This is a genomic window from Ruoffia sp. FAM 26254, from assembly GCF_045528545.1.
Lineage (GTDB): Bacteria > Bacillota > Bacilli > Lactobacillales > Aerococcaceae > Ruoffia > Ruoffia halotolerans.
The window spans coordinates 1-17,012 of record NZ_JBGQQY010000047.1 but is presented as its reverse complement, the minus strand read 5'-3'; the positions used below and the strand labels follow the sequence as shown (position 1 = coordinate 17,012).

The window sequence follows — 17,012 nt, the reverse complement described above, 5'->3', positions numbered from 1 at the left end:
GCCAAGTGAATTCTCCTTTTAGTAATGTATGGTAACTTTATTATATAGGAATTCACTGGCTTTTGTGTACATACAAAAAAAGGTGTCAGTGAGATTTCTCTCACCAACACCAAAAATTCAAGAACCTTTTTTATTAATCTGGAGGGATTTAGTGACTACAAAGCATGATCAAATACTACAATATATCGAAACACTTCCCATTGGCAAGAAAATATCCGTTCGAGGCATCGCCAAGCATTTGAATATGAGTGAAGGAACGGCTTACCGAGCAATTAAAGATGCTGAAACACTGGGTATTGTCTCAACAATCGAGAGAGTTGGAACAATCCGTATTGAGAAGAAATCAAAGTTTTTACCAGAAATGTTACGCTTTAATGAAATGGTTTCAATAATCGAAGGAACTGTTCTAGGTGGGGAAGAAGGTTTAGATCGTCACCTTAATAAATTCATTATTGGCGCAATGCAAGAAAATGACGTTAAAAGATATTTTGTACCTAATTCACTCATCATCGTGGGAAACAGGGAAGAAGTTCAACAATTGGCGTTAGAGAATGATGTCGCTGTCCTAATTACAGGTGGCTTTGATACGAGTGATAAGATCGTGGAGCTTGCTAACGAGAAGAAATTACCAGTTATTTCGACGCCTTTTGATTCATTTACAGTGGCGACGATTATTAACCGTTCTATGGCAGACCAAGAAATAAAGAAAGAAATTATGACTATTGCCGATATCTTTACGCCGATTGATCAAACGCCTGCATTAACGGCTCAAGATACTGTGAACACATTTTACGAGCTTTCACGTAAATCTGGACTTTCACGCTTTCCAGTCCATCATAACAGCCGTTTGATCGGAGTTGTGACGGCGAAAGACCTCATAGGGAAATCTGAATCAGTCCTAATTGAAAGAGTCATGACTAAAGATTTAGTGACTGTTCAAAAACATATGACTGTCGCAAGTGTCTCACAACTGATGGTGCGTGAAGATATTGAGATGATTCCTGTTATAGAAGATAATATGGAATTAATAGGCGTTGTCTCACGTCAAGATATTATGCGTAATATTCAAATGATTCAAAAGCAACCACAAATTGTTAATACATTTGAAGATGATATTATTATGCACATTGAAGAATATATCTTAAAAACACAAGAACATAAGTATGACTACCACGTTGTTGTCCAACCACAAATGTTAAACAGTTTAGGAACGATTTCTTATGGTGTTCTTTGTGAATTAATTTCGCATTCTGCTTATCAAAAATTTTATGATACAACAAATCAAAATCATATTATTGAAAAGATTGATTTGCATTATTTCAAATTAATTCAAATGGGGAATTTAATTCAATTTAAAGTTGATATTTTCAATCAGAATAGACGAACAGCCCTAATTGAAGTCAATGTTTTCCACGAGAATTCTTTAGTTGCAAAAGCAATTATTACGACCCAAGTTATTGAAACAAAGTAAATGAGTTATAGAAGGGATAGACTATGTATTTAGAAACTGAGAAAGTACAAGAATTATTAACATACATTAAAAAACATGACACAATTATTATTCATCGACATGTGAGACCCGATCCAGATGCATTTGGCTCACAACTTGGCTTAAAGTATCTAATTAAGAATGCTTTTGAGAACAAAAAAGTGCTAGCAGCTGGAACGATGTCAAAAGGGTTATCTTGGATGGGTGACATGGACGAGATTGCAGATTCAGATTATGAAGATGCCTTAGTCATTGTTGTTGATACAGCCAATTATCCTAGAATTGAAGATAAGCGGTATAATAAAGGGGCAAAACTTGTAAAAATAGACCATCATCCTGATGTGGATAGTTATGGCGATTTAGAAATGGTTTATACAAAAGCAAGTTCATGTAGTGAAATTATCGCAAATATTTCACTTGAATTGGGAGAGGCGTTACCTCTAACAAAAGAGGCTGCATTTATGCTATATGCTGGTATTGTCGGCGATACTGGACGTTTTCAATATGATTCAACAAGTGCGACAACACTAACAACAGCAGCAGAGTTACTTAAACAAGGGATTGATCACTTTATTATCAATGACCGATTCAATACAAAATCAATGGAACAAGCGAAATTTCAAGGCTTTGTCTTAGACCAATTAGAAATTACAGACAATGGTGTGGCTCACATCATAATTAATCAAGCTGATTTAAAACGTTACGGAATTACTGAAGAAGAGGCGAATGTCGCTGTCGGAATTCCAGGGAGTATAATGGGTGTGAATACTTGGGCTTTATTTATTGAACAAGAAGGTAGCCATCCATATTGGAGAGTTCGTGTGCGGTCAAAAGGACCAGCAATCAACGAAATAGCGGCTAAATACCATGGTGGAGGCCATCCTAAAGCAAGTGGTGCCTCGGTCTATAGCAAAGAGGAAATGAGTCAATTATTAGAGGATTTAGGGAAAGCAGCGCAAGAATATTTAGATAACATAAGTGAATAGAGAAAAGACCAAGTTGATTTTGAGTCAACTTGGTCTTTTACTTTGTATTTTATTTAATCAAACCAATCAAAGCCTTGTTTATTAATGAGATCATCAGCAGCTTTTGGCCCACTAGACATTGCTGGATAGTTTGGAAAATCAGGTTTCGGTGCCTCTTTCCATAATCGCTGAATATTATCAACAAATTTCCAATCATGTGCAACTTCAAGCCAGTGATTAAAGTTATTTAAATTCCCTTGAATACATGCTAAGATTAGACGCTCGTAATCTGCAGGCATTGCATTAATTTCTTCCTCATCTGGTGAGTATGACAATTCAATTTGTTTTAATTCATTAGTATAACCGATCGTTTCTTGATTTAAATAAAGTCGATAAGCTAGGTCTGGATTAATTTCAATCATTAATCTATTGCTAGGTACACCTTCTTTAGTTGCTTTAAACTGGACATGAATCGTTGTATATTTTCCTTCTAGTCGCTTTCCAGAGCGAATATAGAAAGGTGTACCTTCCCATTCTGGTAAATCAATTAAAACTTTGGCTGCGAAATATGTTTCAGTGGTTGACTCAGCATCTACCTTATCTTCATCACGGTATGCTTTGTACTCATTGGATTCGCTCGCTCCATATTGGCCTCGAACGACATTTTCTTGTAATTCAGCAACAGAATCATATTGATGTAGATTTTTTAAGATATGAATTTTTTCTTGACGAATCGACTCAGGCTCATCGTCCTTTGGTTCGTTCATAGCAACTAATGAAAGCATTTGAAGTGCATGATTTTGTATCATGTCTTTAGATACACCACTATTTTCATAGTAGTCACCACGATCTTCAACACCAACTTCTTCAGCAAGCGTAATTTGAACATGATCGATATTCTCTTTATTCCAAATTGACTTTAACATGATGTTACTAAAGCGTAAATTTAGGAGTGACTTAACAAAACCTTTTCCTAAATAATGGTCAATACGGTAAATTTCATTTTCTTCAAAAGAAACTTGAAGTTGTTCTTGTAATTCATTGGCTGAATTAAAGTCATTTCCGAATGGTTTTTCGATAATTAATCTGTTATAACCTTGTTCCGTAGCTAAGCCAGAACCTTTAATATGCTGCGTAATTATAGGGAATAGACTAGGCGAGAGTGAGATATAGAAGATTCGATTCCCTTGTGTTTGATACTTTTCCTCTAACTCTAAAGCTAATTCTTGTAAATTATGATACTCATCTTCATCATTCACATCGTGTGATTGATAATAGAAGTGTGATGCAAATTCTTCAGCATGTGCTTGGTCATCAATTTCATTTTTAATACTGTTTAGGACTACCTCACGCAAATAATCGTCTGTCCAAGGGCGACGAGCAGTTCCTATTAATGCAAAATGTTCAGATATATAATTGTTTTTGTATAATCGATATATTGCTGGAAATAACTTACGGGCAGCTAAATCACCCGTAGCTCCGAACAATGTAATGAGTAAACGATATTTTTCCATGAAATCCCTCCATCTGTAACAACCAATATTATAGCTTAAAAATGACCTAGTTACAATTTAAGGAGAAAAAAATCTAATAATTTGTTCATTTTATTCTAATATTACTATGGTTTGTTTTTTTTAACCGATACTTGTATAATTTGACATGTTAGTAAAAAGTACAGTGAAAGGAGTATATTATGAAATTATTTAAAGAATTACCATTGAAACAATTTATTCAAGATGCGTTATTAGACATTCACTTTGAAACTTTAACGCCTGTTCAAGAAGAAGTTATTCCACAAGCTTTAGATGGACAAAGTTTAATTGTTCAATCCCAAACCGGCTCAGGAAAAACACATAGTTTTTTAGTGCCCATCTTAAACCAAATTGATGCAGATGCAAATGAAGTCCAAGCAGTAGTTACTGCACCAAGTAGAGAATTAGCAGAACAATTATATAATGTAGCAATTCAACTTGCTGAATTTTCAGAAAAACCAATCAAAGTCGTGCGTTATATCGGAGGTACTGATAAGCAACGTCAACTTGAGAAATTACAAAATAATGAACAACCTCAATTAGTTATTGGTACTCCGGGGAGAATTTTCGACTTAATGTCTGAAAATGCACTTTGGGTTCAATCAACCAAAACATTCGTTGTTGATGAAGCTGACATGACAATGGATTTAGGATTTTTATCGATAGTAGACGAGATTGCCTCAAGAATGCCGGAAGAATTACAAATCATGGTTTTCTCAGCAACAATCCCTCAAACATTAGAAGTGTTCTTAAATAAATATATGACGGCACCAAAAGTAATCGAAATCGATAATCAAGGTGTAATCGCTGATATGATTGAGAATTACTTAATCTATACGCGGGGCAGAGATAGAGCGGAGATAGCTTATTCCTTACTAACAATGGGTGAGCCATATTTAGCACTGATCTTCTGTAACACAAAGCAATATGCCGATGAAGTCAGTCATTTCTTAAAAAATAAGGGACTAAAAGTAGCGACGATTCATGGCGGACTAACACCTAGAGAACGTAAAAGAGTGATGCGACAAATTCGTGATCTAGAATTCCAATATGTCGTCGCGACAGATTTAGCTGCCCGTGGTATTGATATTCCAGGAACGTCTATGGTTATTAATATGGAAATTCCTACTGAATTAGAATTCTTTATCCACCGAGTTGGTCGTACCGGACGTAACAATATTAAAGGTGTTGCTTATACTTTAATTGAGCCTGACAATGAACGTGACATTCATACTTTAGAGAAAAAAGGGATTGAATTTGAGCACGTTGACATCATAAAAGGTGAAATTAGAGAAGTTAAAGCTAGAAATGCTCGTGCAAAACGTGAAGACAAAAAGAAAAATGAAGATACTGTGATTAAAGGTATGATTCAACGTAATAAAAAACGTAAAGTAAAACCAGGCTATAAGAAAAAATTAGATCGACAAATCCAATCACATAAACGAACACAAGCACGACAAAATAGCCGCAAGAAATAACAAAAAACCAGCTTTCCAAATTTTAGTGGAAGCTGGTTTTAATTTTGTTAAATTTATTTTTCTTCATCATTATTGTCATCGTTGTCTTGACTCTCAGTATCATCTTTAAAGTCTAAATCGATTGTATCGATTTCATCAAGGTTATTCATAATAGTATGAATAAATTTAGTATGGTTTTTAAAAGCAAGATACAATAGGAATAAAGTAATAGCAGCTAAAGTAAACTGTGTTGCGACGAATCCCGGAATCAGTATCGACATTAACTCCAGTAATAGAATTGGCACAAATGAGATTACAACTGTTAACTTCAGTCTTGCTTTGAAATTAATGGCTCTAGTCAGTCGAACATTAAAGAAACCAGCCATAATACTGATTAATATAATTTGGAACCAGTAAACGAAGAAAGCAGTCACTAGCATTACTACAAACATCATTGTATTAATTGAAAATGATTCTTCAACAATATAATTTAAGAATAATTCAAAGCGATGATTGTTTGCAAAAAGATAATCATAACCTGGGATTTCTTGAACAACCTCACCAACAGTTAGAAAGGCGTAATCCTCAATAATAAAGATCCCAAAAGGGGAACTAGGCATCAACATTTCTCTTTGTTCAGCGGGAATTTCAGTTTCAAAGCCCATTTCTGTATTGACGGAATCATCAATGACAATTTGCACTGAATCGGATTGATAATAGAGTGGTTTTTCTCCTTCAGCTATATTCAAAGTTCCTTCTGATAAAGAATACTCTGGAATATACTCAACAGCGTTAGAGAAGTCATCTGAAATTTGTGAAAAAACTGGAATAATATTAACAAACATCGCTAGTGTCATTGCTAATATCGAACCAAAAGCAACCAAATGAATATATTTCCACGGCACATTTATCGATTCAATATAATAGCGAGGGTTCTTTAACCCTAGTTTAAGTAAATTAAATATTTTCTTCATTGAACCGTCCTTTACTAATTAAATTCATTAATTTATCATACCAAAGTCAATTGAATTATCAAGTAAATTTATGACTTTGCCTTTCTTTAAATAGTAACTTATTTATATTAAATCAATGTGTACTCAAGTTATTTATGTATGATCTGAATTTAGTCAGTTTCCACGCTGATATTTTTTTGAGAGGTCTTTCTATCCCAATAAATAATACCTACTAAACTGATTATACCAATCAAGCTCGATATGCCTCCAAAGACAATCGAACGAGGGAAGTAAGTTAATTCAACATTGTGTTGACCACTTGTCATAGGTATCGCCATTAAAGTATCACTTAATACACTTACCGGTTCAACACTTGTGCCATCCACAGTTATGTCCCAAGCTGCATCATAAGGGATCGTGAATAAGACATAAGCGTCATCTTGTTCAATGGAAATATTTCCTTTGATGTGATTGTGACTAGACTGGGTCACATTAAACTTATTATCTTCTTTAGTATCCATCATCTCTTCATAACGCTCTAAGTCAAATTCGTATAATTCAAGTAAATTTGCTTGCAATTCTTCTTCCTCAAGCTCTACATCAAAGTATTGATCTTCACGAACAGTGTCATAACTGGCGTTGTAAACTTGACGTCTCCTAAATGGTGAATAGAATCGATAATGATTAGAGTTTAAATCAAACGAAACATTCTTACTTGAGAACTGACTTGGTATACTAAAGTAGTATGGGTTTCGACTAGTTGTTTCAAAATGCCAACGGATTCTCGGTGTTTGCGCATCGTTTTCTGTTGTATCAACATATGTATAATAATCTCCATCTCCGGTATCCCTTACTTCGACATTTTCATAAGTGACATCCGTAAAGTCATGCTCTGTAAAGTAAGGAGCGCCATTACCGTTATAATCTATGAGACTTAATAATAATTCTTGGTTTTCAATAGGTCTATGTGATGTAAAATCAATTCCATCATTGGCAATATTTGAACTCACTTCCATGCCAATACCAAAGTTTCTTTCGTTTTCGTATACTTTTACCCTTGAATATTGAGTCGAGATAGGGTGGAATTCCATATCTAAATCAGTGGCTTCTGGATATAAGACATAACCTTCGTCCGCTGTGTGTTCGCTCGAATTCGTCGTTGGGGCTAAGAAATAACGAATATTAAAGAAATCATCTAAGAATAGCGTGCCGTTAGTATAGGTTGCAAAGCCATTACCATCAGGTAAGCCAAGATAACCATATAACTCAGGGACATGCGCTTCGATGGTAGAGCCAAAGTGATCCATACCACTATAGTGTGTATACATCGCTTCGTTTTTAGTACGCATAAATGTTTTGTTTATTCGATAGAAATCATTATTTGGATGACGTAAACCAGCTAAACTTTGGTTTAGTGTTTCAGTATAATCTTCAAATTTCGATTGTTGTACATAATTAATATCTGACATAATAATATACGCATTAATGAATAGTTCGCTAAAGACAAATATTAACAGTATCGAGTTTAGAATGATTTTTTTAGGTCTTTCTAATTGATTAATTACGACAAAGGCCAAGAAGAAAGCCAGAGAAATAAAGATGTTAATATTATTTAAGAAAGTATATTCATCAATCCATAAATAATAACCAGAGAATAAAGCCATCGCAACAATGGCAGTAATTAATACACCAAGCGGGAAATGCTTTGGTTGGTTCTTAAAGGCTTTAATGGCCATTACAAGTAGAAAGAAACTTGTCGTGAACGAGAATCTAAAGTGATACCAAATTGGGAATTGTCCGCCATGCCAAAGTTTATTAAATAAATCAAATCTAAAAGAAAGTCCAAACACTGTAAAAATCAATATCGCAACGATTTTTTCAGACAATTTAATTTTTTTATTAATAAAGAAAAGACCTACAAAGAAGATAACTAACATCCCAGCATAGATATTAGGAGAACCTGAAGACATTTCATCAAAGTTGAAACTACCAACGAATAGTTTTGACGCAATATCTTGAATTGTATGAGCAACTTCCCAATCTAACTCAAATTCCATGTAACTTCCTTTGTTTTGGGTTAGAGAGACATAGGTCGGAATAAGGGTAATTCCAGCTATTAAAGCTGCGATGATTGAATGAATTCCAAATCGGAAGTATGAGACAATCGTTTCTTTAATGTTGAATGCATTTTGTTTTTCGACGATGACAAAGAGTGCATATATTGCTAAGAAAAGACAAATCATATAAGCGATATAATAATTCGCAATTAACATAATTGCTAACGAACCAACATAAAGTAAGCGACTCTTTCCACTTATTAATTGATCCAAACCTAAGGCAATAAGCGGTAATAATACTAAGCCATCTAACCACATTATATTTAACTGATACACAATGGTATAACTCATGAAAGTATAGGATAAGCTAAAAATGATTGATGGAAGCGTACTTAAGTCATATTTCTGACGCGAGAAGTACATAAATGTTAAGCTACTTGCCAGTAATTTGAGGTAAGTAATTAACGTTACTGCTATTTCAAAGTTTGACTCGTTAAATAATAAAAAAATCAAATTAAAGGGACTCAACAAGTAGTATGCCCATAAACCTATCATTTCTCCACCTATCGCTTTTTCAAAGCTGTAAAGGAGCATTTCAGGCGAATGGGTTAAAGTTTCTTTATACATACTAAAGAAATCAATATATTGTTGACCTAAATCAACAGTAAGCATTGTATCTTTACCAAAAGGCGCAAATTGAAAAACTATTGCAAGCCCGATAAAGAAAATCGATACAAAAAAACTATTTAATAAATATGGTTTAAATTTATTTATCATTTTGTGACTCCTAACGAAATTAATAATCCTATCATATACTAACAAAGAAAAATCTGGTAATCATCTTTTTAGTGTGTAAAATTTATGAAGATTAAATAAAGATTGATGTTACTCTTTGGCTTTGATACAATTTTGATTAATTGTTTGATATAATAATCAGGTGAATTTAAACTATTAGAGGGGAGAAGATAAATGGCACTTTACAAAATAAAGCAAAAGAAAACACGTTCGCATATACCTGGACGATTGAATCTCTTGTTTTTTATTTCGTTTTTGGTGTTTACTGTGTTATTTATCCGATTAGGATATATTCAATTATATAGTGGTGAACGTTACTCCAATATGGTAGAACGAACCGAATCAACGTTATCAACTGGTTCAGTACCCAGAGGGATGATGTACGATAGTAATGGGAATATTTTAGTGGGTAATAGACCGGAGCAAGCCATTCTTTATACACGTGATCGTGATTCAAGAGTGTCGGCTCAAGATATAGTAGATATTGCAACACAACTTGCTTCATTAATTGAAGTTCCAACGTCTAATTTAACTGAACGTGATTTAAAAGATTATTTCATTATTAAGAATGAAGACTTAGTTAATAGTCGTTTAACTGAAGATGAGTTATTATTGCCTGGACCTGAGTTATATAGCGTCCAATTGGAATACGTTACGGATGAAGATATTCAATTTAGTAACGCTGAAATGAAGATTGCGGCATTATTTAAACAAATGAATAGTGCCTATGCCTTATCGACCGTCACAGTGAAAAATCAAAATGTGACAAAAGAAGAGGTTGCACGTGTATCTGAACAATTAAGTCAATTGCCTGGTATTAGTATTGGGACCGATTGGCAACGTGTATATCCAATGGGAGAAATGTTTAGATCGATCTTCGGTCAAGTTTCAACTGAACAGGGCGGTATACCAAGTGAATTAGCTCCAGAATTACTTCGTCGTGGTTATGCTATGAATGACCGTGTTGGAATGAGTTATCTTGAACAAGAATATGAGAATGCCCTAAAAGGTACAAAATCATTATTTAACTTTGTGACAGATTCTTCAGATGATATCTTAGAAAATGATATGTTATATAAAGGAACTAAAGGGGATAATTTGGTTCTGACAATCAATTCTGAATTCCAAAGTAAACTAGATGAAATTGCTGAAAATTCATTGAGAACGATGGAACAACAAGGACTGAATGACCGTGTATACATCGTTGCATCAAATCCAAAAAACGGGGATATCTTAGGTATCTCAGGAAAACGATTTGAATACAATGAAGATACAGATTCTTATTATACGGACAAAATCGTTGATGATACACTTGGAGCGATTAATACGAGTTATGGTATGGGGTCAAGTATAAAACCTGCCATGGTAGCTACAGGTTACATGGAAAATGTTATTTCTTTAGATAATAATATCCTAGTGGATGAGCCGTTGAAATTCCAAGCCTCACAAGTAAAAACATCAGTATTTAACCGTACTGGCGAAATGCCAATTGATGATATTGAAGCTTTACAAAAATCATCGAATATTTATATGATTAAATTAGCGATGATGATTGGTGGGCAGATGACTTATGAAGAAAATGACCGCTTATCTATTCATGATAACACAATCAATATCATACGTGATTATTTAGCTCAGTTTGGTTTAGGAACAACTACCGGAATTGACTTGCCTGTTGAATCAGCTGGATTTAGTCCAGAAAGTGATCAACTTGTAAGTGCACTCGATTTATCCTATGGACAATTTGACCTGTATACACCTTTACAATTAGGACAATACGCAGCAACTATCGCTAATGGCGGTATACGTTATGCACCTAGACTAGTTAAAGAAATACGTGGAACGGATGCGAATGGAGAATTAGGTTCTGTTAAATCATCGAATGAAACTGAAATCATGAATGTTATACCAATTGATGAAGCAGCGATGGAGCGAATTCATGAAGGGATGAGACAAGTATCGCACACACTTGACGGCACTGCGCGTTATCTATTCATGAATTACCCAATTGAAGTTGGATCTAAGACAGGGACTACAGAGGCATTCTATTCTGGCCCGATCCAATATGCACAAAATCAACCGGTAACTAACGCGACATATATTGGTTTTGCACCATTTGATGATCCAGAAATTGCTATTTCAGTAGTTATTCCATATTTAGAAGAAGAAAACTGGGGACGTGAAAGTACTCGTGTTGCCCACCAAGTTATGAACGCTTATTTCGAAATGCAAGCTGAAACAAGTGGGACAATTGAAACATACTTAGATAGTCCAGCTACTCAAGAAATTAACTAATAGAAACACACCCACTTTCTAAATGGAAGTGGGTGTTTCTTTGTACAAAAAAAGCTTTGTGGGTAAAATTTAATCCACAAAGCTAAATTCTTTATATTAATAGTAGTAATATGCTCCATCTGTAATCATTGAAGCGATATCGTGAATACTCATATCAGAATTCAATTCAAAATCTCCGGCTTGGATCACAGCATTTAAATCCCACTCATCTAATAAGCTTTGGAATTCGTCAGCTGAGTCAATAAATCCGTCTGATTCTAGTCGAGCAGCAATTTCACTAGATGCTTCGCCTGAAGCAATCGTGAAGCTGCCTTCTAAGTCTGGTTGAGCTTCGGATACTTCACCTGTTTCTGAAACTGAATTATCAGCTTCAGTATCTGTGTCAGTACCAATGTCCGTTGTCTCTGTATCAGATTCATCGTTATTTGTTTCCGTGCCAGTATTATCAAGTTGAGCAACAAGTGATTCGTTAGCTTCTGTTAAGCTGCTTATCTGTTTTTGCGCAGATGATTCGTCTTGATTACCTCCAGAAGATAGTGATTCATTTAATGAATCACGCTCTACAACTAAAGAACTTACTTGTTCTTCATATTGACTTATCTGCTCTTGATCGCCAGAGCCGAGTAGAGAGTTAACTTGTAACCCTTCAACTGGGGCTTGACCTTGAACAAAAATGGCGAAAGCGCCTGATAAAATGCCGGCAGAAAGAAATCCGATACCTAATGAACGTAATGTGTTTTTTTTCATCGAATGTTCCTTTCTAACGATTTTCAATATAATCGTCAATAACTTTTTGAATCGTTACTGAGTTCAATTGAACTTCTTGACTGATTTCATGCATTGTATAACCTTGAGAGTAAAGACGGATAATCATTTCGTGTTGATTATCTGAAACTTCTTCTATCTCTTGTGATTCTACAAGTTCTTCATCGTATACTTCATCAGTTGAATTATATACAACTGTTTCGTTATATGGTGTGTTTTGAGATTTTTCAAGTTCAGCTAAACGAGTTTTGATTGCGTATAACTCTTCTGATTGTTGAACTGTATATTCATTCATTTGCTCAGTAACATCTTGGTCATCTCCTGCGAAGAATGAAGCAATTAATAAGATAATTGCAATGACTAATAAGGCAATGACTAAAATCCAAATGTCCATAAAGCACCTCTTTCCGTGAGTTTGTATTCTTACTTCATATAATTTTATCAAATCTGCAACAAGATTCAACTCTAAGCATGTTACAGATTCGTAATAATTTAAATTCATTTTACCAATATATATGGAAAAGAGCAAAATATAAAGAGTTTTTTGAAAATAATATTTGTTACTTGCACATTTTGTGATATAATATTTTGGTATTGTATAGAGAATACATTAAAAATCAAAACTCAATTAAGTTTGGAGGGATAATAATGCGCATTAATATTAATTTAGAATGTACTGAGTGTGGAGAACGTAATTACTTAACAAATAAAAACCGTCGTAACAACCCTGATCGTTTAGAGAAAAATAAATATTGCCCTCGTGATCGCAAAGTTACACTTCACAGAGAAGTTAAAAAATAAGTCTATATAACACGATACAGAGATTCATCGAGAAATCGAGGATCTCTGTATTTTTTTGCTTATATTTTAATCCATTAAAAGCATCATGTAATTTAACTGAATTACTATGGTTTACTAGGGGCAAACTATGGTAGAATACATGAGTGCATGGGAGGAGAGCGGATACAAATGAGAGATAATATAAGTGAAAAGGTAAAAATTCGACGTTCAACGCTCGCTTCACTGAAAGCCATGGATGAAAATCATCGCAAGAAGCTAGAAGCCAATTTAAGCGAGCAATTAATCAATTATATAAATGCTAATCAATTTCAATCGATTGGTTTTTATTACGGTTTTCATCCTGAAATTAACACGCCATTAATTATGGAAGAGATATTTAAATTAACAAATAGTTCATTATATTTGCCTAGAATAGAAGCTAATTATCAATTAAGCTTTCGTGAATATCAAGACGAAACTCAATTAGAAACGGTTCAAAGAAAAATCAGACAACCGAAAAGTGATGCAAAAAGCATTCATATAGAAGAGATTGATTTATTAATCGTCCCAGGTGTTTCTTATCAAGAGAATGGCTATCGGATTGGTTTCGGTGGAGGCTATTATGATAGAGCCCTTGCAGGTGCTAATATCGATACCGTGTCACTCATCTTTAATGAGCAACTTTACCCTAATGTATCATGGAAGGTTGAGGCGCACGATATTCCGATTAAAAAGCTGATTATTCCAGGAAAAGGAGAATTTGATGAACAATCAATTTAAAGTGTATAATCAAAAGCAATATAGACCATTTATGACCTATATATTTTTAGGTATTAATGTCGCTGTCTACGTATTTATGCTATTAAAGTATCATACAACAACGGATATTATGGCATTACTTGAGATGGGAGCCAACTTTTCACCCGCGGTGATTATCTTTAATGAATGGTGGCGACTATTAACTGCGGCCTTCATCCATATCGGTTTTTCACATATTTTAATGAATGGAATTTCATTGTATTTTTTAGGTATGGATTTAGAGAAGATACACGGTCACGGTAAATTTGCATTAATTTACTTAATTTCGGCGATTGGGGGAAACTTATTTTCCTTTGCATTTAACGTGAATGTTTCTGCAGGGGCATCCACGGCAATATTTGGGATGTTTGCGAGTTACTTAGTGTTAGCGTATTTAAACCCAGATTCACCCATATTTAAACAAAGGGCGAGTACATTCACAGTTTTACTAGTATTGAATTTCTTGAATGGTTTATTTACATCAGGAATTGATAATTGGGGACATCTTGGTGGGACGATATTTGGTGCTTTAATGACGTTTGCGGTTGGTTTTGGATCAAAGCGAACATTAACAAGGATAAATCGTCTACTAGCTATTTTAGCTATGCTCGTGATCGCACTGATACTAGTATTTATCGGTCGTAATCGGATTTTAAGTTAATATTTTAAATAAATGATAATAAATGAAAATAGAGGAGTCAGGTAGGAAATGAATATTTTATTATTTCTTTTAGCGTTAATCGCTATCGGTTTAGTTGCTTATGGGATTTATTTGTTAGTATTATGGGTGATGCGTAAACAATCCGCAGAAATGGCTGAAAGTCATGAGATTAGAGAGAACATCCGTAAAGTTCAAATTATTGATGTGAGAGAAACACCAGAATTTGATGCTAATCATATATTAGGAGCAAGAAGTATACCGATGTCACAGTTTAAGCAAAGATTCAGAGAAATCCGTAAGGATAAACCTGTGTATTTATATGATGATGCATTGAATTATGCATCAAGAGCAGCCAATATCTTAAAAAAAGAAGGCTATGATAAGATTTATATCTTAAAAGGTGGCTTTTCAAGTTGGACTGGAAAAGTTAAATCAGAACTATAATCGACTATTGAAAAAAGACACGCTACATCTGAAAAGATGTGACGTGTCTTTTGCTTTAGTTAAATGTAGATAAACTAACCATTAAACTTATAACAACTGAAGCTAGCATAATTACTACCATTGCAATTGCGACAAATCTAACAATTCGATCCATCTTTGATTTTTTACCTTTATTCGATTGAGCCGCAAGTTTATTCCAATTTCTTTTTTTCGATTTAGCCATATTGCATATCCCTCACTTTTGTAGCCATTATTATAATTGTAAATATAAAAAACGTCAAATCAATCATAGAGAACAATTATGAATAGACTATAAATAAGTATTGAATAATATATTTCTCATCAAATATTTAAATATAGATGTAAACCTTTAATATTCTAATAAAATCTGCTAAAATAGTAAAGGAATCATAAGGAGGCAAATAAACATGACAAAACAACAAATTGGTGTAGTGGGTATGGCCGTAATGGGTCGTAATATCGCATTAAATATTGAAAGCCGTGGCTACTCTGTTTCACTTTATAACCGTACGGATTGGAAAACAACAGAAGTTGTTGACGAAAATCCAGATAAGAATTTAGTGGCAACATATGACATTGAAGAATTCGTTAATTCATTGGAAAAACCACGTAAAATTTTATTAATGGTTCAAGCTGGTAAAGGTACAGACGCAACAATTGAAAATTTATTACCTCATTTAGATAAAGACGATATTTTAATTGATGGTGGGAATACGTTCTTTAAAGATACAATTCGTCGTAATGAATATTTAGCAGATTCAGGCATTAACTTTATTGGTGCAGGAATTTCTGGTGGTGAAGAAGGGGCACGTTTTGGACCGTCAATCATGCCAGGTGGCCAAGAAGAAGCTTATGCTTTAGTCAAAGATATCTTAGAAGCAATCTCAGCTAAAGCTGAAGATGGTCAACCATGTGTAACATACATTGGTGCTGATGGTGCAGGACACTATGTGAAGATGGTTCATAATGGTATTGAATATGGAGATATGCAATTAATTGCAGAATCATATGACATTATGCACCGTGGTTTAGGTATGTCTGCTCAAGAAATTGGTGACATCTTTACTGAATGGAATAATGGTGAGTTAGATAGTTTCTTAATGGAAATTACATCACATATTCTAAAAACTACGGATCCAGAAACTGGTAAAGCAATGGTCGAAGTGATCATGGACCGTGCAGGAAACAAAGGGACAGGTAAATGGACTTCGCAAAGTGCACTAGACCTAGGTGAGCCATTATCATTAATTACTGAATCTGTATTTGCTCGTTTCATCTCAGCTCAAAAAGAGGAACGTGTTAAAGCAAGTAAGATTATTCCTGCGATTGAAGCAGAAATGGAAGTGACTGAAGAAGAAAAGAAAGACTTTATCGAATTGATTCGTAAAGCGTTATACTTCAGTAAAATCATGAGTTATGCTCAAGGATTTGCTCAATTACGTGCAGCAAGTGAAGAAAATGAATGGAACTTACCATACGGTGAAATCGCTAAGATCTGGCGTGAAGGATGTATTATCCGTGCTAAATTCTTACAAAACATTACTGATGCGTACGAAAAAAATGCAGACTTACAAAACTTAATGTTGGATGATTACTTCTTAGACATTGTAACGAAAAATAACAGTGCCGTAAGAGGGGTAGTTTCTAAAGCAATCGCAGCAGGAATTCCAGTACCAACATTCTCAGCAGCTATTGCATATTACGATTCATATCGTTCAGAAGTTTTACCTGCGAATATTATTCAAGCACAACGTGACTTCTTCGGTGCACACACATATAACCGTGTGGACAAAGAAGGAACATTCCACTTCTTATGGAACGAAGGTAAAGAAGAAGAAATCGATTGGTAATATGTTTCATTACAAATTAATATCACATGAGATTTCGGCCGTAAACATTGGCTCTTTGTCAAATAGGGTTGATGACTCATTTTAATCAAGATCAAGCAGCATAAGTTGTTGCTTGATCTTTTTTATTTGTCTGAGGGACATATAATCGCG

General features: G+C 34.4%; 15 protein-coding genes. 9 read left to right on the top strand and 6 right to left on the bottom strand.

Translation table 11 applies throughout. From position 1 onward, the window contains the following. The first annotated feature begins 151 nt into the window (after positions 1–151). Both ACEN3Z_RS09690 and ACEN3Z_RS09685 read left to right on the top strand, forming a co-directional pair. Complete coding sequence (locus ACEN3Z_RS09690; protein WP_407090692.1) at positions 152–1,471, top strand: DRTGG domain-containing protein; 1,320 nt, start codon at positions 152–154, stop codon at positions 1,469–1,471. Between the two features lie 23 nt (positions 1,472–1,494). Next, positions 1,495–2,475, top strand: coding sequence for a DHH family phosphoesterase (locus ACEN3Z_RS09685; protein WP_407090691.1), 981 nt, complete (start codon positions 1,495–1,497; stop codon positions 2,473–2,475). Positions 2,476–2,528: 53 nt separating this feature from the next. Here ACEN3Z_RS09685 and zwf read toward each other — a convergent pair whose 3' ends face one another. Further along, a complete protein-coding gene (gene zwf, locus ACEN3Z_RS09680; RefSeq protein WP_407090690.1) occupies positions 2,529–3,968 on the bottom strand; it encodes a glucose-6-phosphate dehydrogenase in 1,440 nt (479 codons plus the stop codon). A 179-nt stretch (positions 3,969–4,147) separates the two neighbouring features. Between zwf and ACEN3Z_RS09675 the strand changes: the two genes are divergently transcribed. Beyond that, entirely contained in the window at positions 4,148–5,464 is a 1,317-nt protein-coding gene (locus ACEN3Z_RS09675; RefSeq protein ID WP_407090689.1) for a DEAD/DEAH box helicase, read from the top strand. A gap of 53 nt (positions 5,465–5,517) precedes the next feature. On the opposite strand, the gene ACEN3Z_RS09670 is transcribed toward ACEN3Z_RS09675, so the two are convergent. Further along, entirely contained in the window at positions 5,518–6,417 is a 900-nt protein-coding gene (locus ACEN3Z_RS09670; RefSeq protein ID WP_407090688.1) for a DUF1189 family protein, read from the bottom strand. A 149-nt stretch (positions 6,418–6,566) separates the two neighbouring features. After that, positions 6,567–9,230 carry a YfhO family protein gene (locus ACEN3Z_RS09665; RefSeq protein WP_407090687.1) on the bottom strand — a complete coding sequence of 888 codons (2,664 nt, stop codon included), beginning with the start codon at positions 9,228–9,230 and terminating at the stop codon, positions 6,567–6,569. A gap of 192 nt (positions 9,231–9,422) precedes the next feature. Between ACEN3Z_RS09665 and ACEN3Z_RS09660 the strand changes: the two genes are divergently transcribed. Further along, positions 9,423–11,543 carry a peptidoglycan D,D-transpeptidase FtsI family protein gene (locus tag ACEN3Z_RS09660; protein WP_407090686.1) on the top strand — a complete coding sequence of 707 codons (2,121 nt, stop codon included), beginning with the start codon at positions 9,423–9,425 and terminating at the stop codon, positions 11,541–11,543. 96 nt (positions 11,544–11,639) lie between these two features. On the opposite strand, the gene ACEN3Z_RS09655 is transcribed toward ACEN3Z_RS09660, so the two are convergent. Both ACEN3Z_RS09655 and ACEN3Z_RS09650 read right to left on the bottom strand, forming a co-directional pair. Continuing rightward, complete coding sequence (locus ACEN3Z_RS09655) at positions 11,640–12,290, bottom strand: hypothetical protein (RefSeq protein WP_407090685.1); 651 nt, start codon at positions 12,288–12,290, stop codon at positions 11,640–11,642. Between the two features lie 13 nt (positions 12,291–12,303). Next, positions 12,304–12,702 (bottom strand): hypothetical protein, encoded by a 399-nt coding sequence (locus ACEN3Z_RS09650; RefSeq protein WP_407090684.1) that lies wholly within the window; start codon positions 12,700–12,702, stop codon positions 12,304–12,306. Between the two features lie 254 nt (positions 12,703–12,956). Between ACEN3Z_RS09650 and rpmG the strand changes: the two genes are divergently transcribed. The 4 genes from rpmG (at position 12,957) to ACEN3Z_RS09630 (ending at position 14,991) form a co-directional block, all read left to right on the top strand. Further along, positions 12,957–13,109 carry a 50S ribosomal protein L33 gene (gene rpmG / locus ACEN3Z_RS09645; RefSeq protein WP_138403678.1) on the top strand — a complete coding sequence of 51 codons (153 nt, stop codon included), beginning with the start codon at positions 12,957–12,959 and terminating at the stop codon, positions 13,107–13,109. Between the two features lie 168 nt (positions 13,110–13,277). Further along, the gene (locus ACEN3Z_RS09640; protein ID WP_407090683.1) at positions 13,278–13,868 is read left to right on the top strand and encodes a 5-formyltetrahydrofolate cyclo-ligase; all 591 of its coding nucleotides are present in this window, start codon (positions 13,278–13,280) and stop codon (positions 13,866–13,868) included. Then, a complete protein-coding gene (locus ACEN3Z_RS09635; RefSeq protein WP_407090682.1) occupies positions 13,852–14,547 on the top strand; it encodes a rhomboid family intramembrane serine protease in 696 nt (231 codons plus the stop codon). Before ACEN3Z_RS09640 ends, ACEN3Z_RS09635 begins: the two co-directional genes overlap by 17 nt. A gap of 48 nt (positions 14,548–14,595) precedes the next feature. After that, a complete protein-coding gene (locus tag ACEN3Z_RS09630; protein ID WP_407090681.1) occupies positions 14,596–14,991 on the top strand; it encodes a rhodanese-like domain-containing protein in 396 nt (131 codons plus the stop codon). Positions 14,992–15,046: 55 nt separating this feature from the next. On the opposite strand, the gene ACEN3Z_RS09625 is transcribed toward ACEN3Z_RS09630, so the two are convergent. Next, the gene (locus ACEN3Z_RS09625; RefSeq protein ID WP_138403682.1) at positions 15,047–15,214 is read right to left on the bottom strand and encodes a DUF4044 domain-containing protein; all 168 of its coding nucleotides are present in this window, start codon (positions 15,212–15,214) and stop codon (positions 15,047–15,049) included. A gap of 205 nt (positions 15,215–15,419) precedes the next feature. Between ACEN3Z_RS09625 and gndA the strand changes: the two genes are divergently transcribed. Further along, positions 15,420–16,862: an NADP-dependent phosphogluconate dehydrogenase gene (gndA, locus tag ACEN3Z_RS09620; protein ID WP_338488683.1), complete on the top strand. Its 1,443-nt coding sequence runs from the start codon at positions 15,420–15,422 to the stop codon at positions 16,860–16,862. The last annotated feature ends 150 nt before the right edge of the window (positions 16,863–17,012 follow it).

Excerpts from the sequence above, each read along its gene's own strand:
- ACEN3Z_RS09685 (WP_407090691.1), top strand. The coding sequence starts at position 1,495 with ATGTATTTAGAAACTGAGAAAGTACAAGAATTATTAACATACATTAAA.
- zwf (WP_407090690.1), bottom strand. The coding sequence starts at position 3,968 with ATGGAAAAATATCGTTTACTCATTACATTGTTCGGAGCTACGGGTGAT.
- ACEN3Z_RS09675 (WP_407090689.1), top strand. The coding sequence starts at position 4,148 with ATGAAATTATTTAAAGAATTACCATTGAAACAATTTATTCAAGATGCG.
- ACEN3Z_RS09670 (WP_407090688.1), bottom strand. The coding sequence starts at position 6,417 with ATGAAGAAAATATTTAATTTACTTAAACTAGGGTTAAAGAACCCTCGC.
- ACEN3Z_RS09665 (WP_407090687.1), bottom strand. The coding sequence starts at position 9,230 with ATGATAAATAAATTTAAACCATATTTATTAAATAGTTTTTTTGTATCG.
- ACEN3Z_RS09660 (WP_407090686.1), top strand. The coding sequence starts at position 9,423 with ATGGCACTTTACAAAATAAAGCAAAAGAAAACACGTTCGCATATACCT.
- ACEN3Z_RS09655 (WP_407090685.1), bottom strand. The coding sequence starts at position 12,290 with ATGAAAAAAAACACATTACGTTCATTAGGTATCGGATTTCTTTCTGCC.
- ACEN3Z_RS09650 (WP_407090684.1), bottom strand. The coding sequence starts at position 12,702 with ATGGACATTTGGATTTTAGTCATTGCCTTATTAGTCATTGCAATTATC.
- rpmG (WP_138403678.1), top strand. The coding sequence starts at position 12,957 with ATGCGCATTAATATTAATTTAGAATGTACTGAGTGTGGAGAACGTAAT.
- ACEN3Z_RS09640 (WP_407090683.1), top strand. The coding sequence starts at position 13,278 with ATGAGAGATAATATAAGTGAAAAGGTAAAAATTCGACGTTCAACGCTC.
- ACEN3Z_RS09635 (WP_407090682.1), top strand. The coding sequence starts at position 13,852 with ATGAACAATCAATTTAAAGTGTATAATCAAAAGCAATATAGACCATTT.
- ACEN3Z_RS09630 (WP_407090681.1), top strand. The coding sequence starts at position 14,596 with ATGAATATTTTATTATTTCTTTTAGCGTTAATCGCTATCGGTTTAGTT.
- ACEN3Z_RS09625 (WP_138403682.1), bottom strand. The coding sequence starts at position 15,214 with ATGGCTAAATCGAAAAAAAGAAATTGGAATAAACTTGCGGCTCAATCG.
- gndA (WP_338488683.1), top strand. The coding sequence starts at position 15,420 with ATGACAAAACAACAAATTGGTGTAGTGGGTATGGCCGTAATGGGTCGT.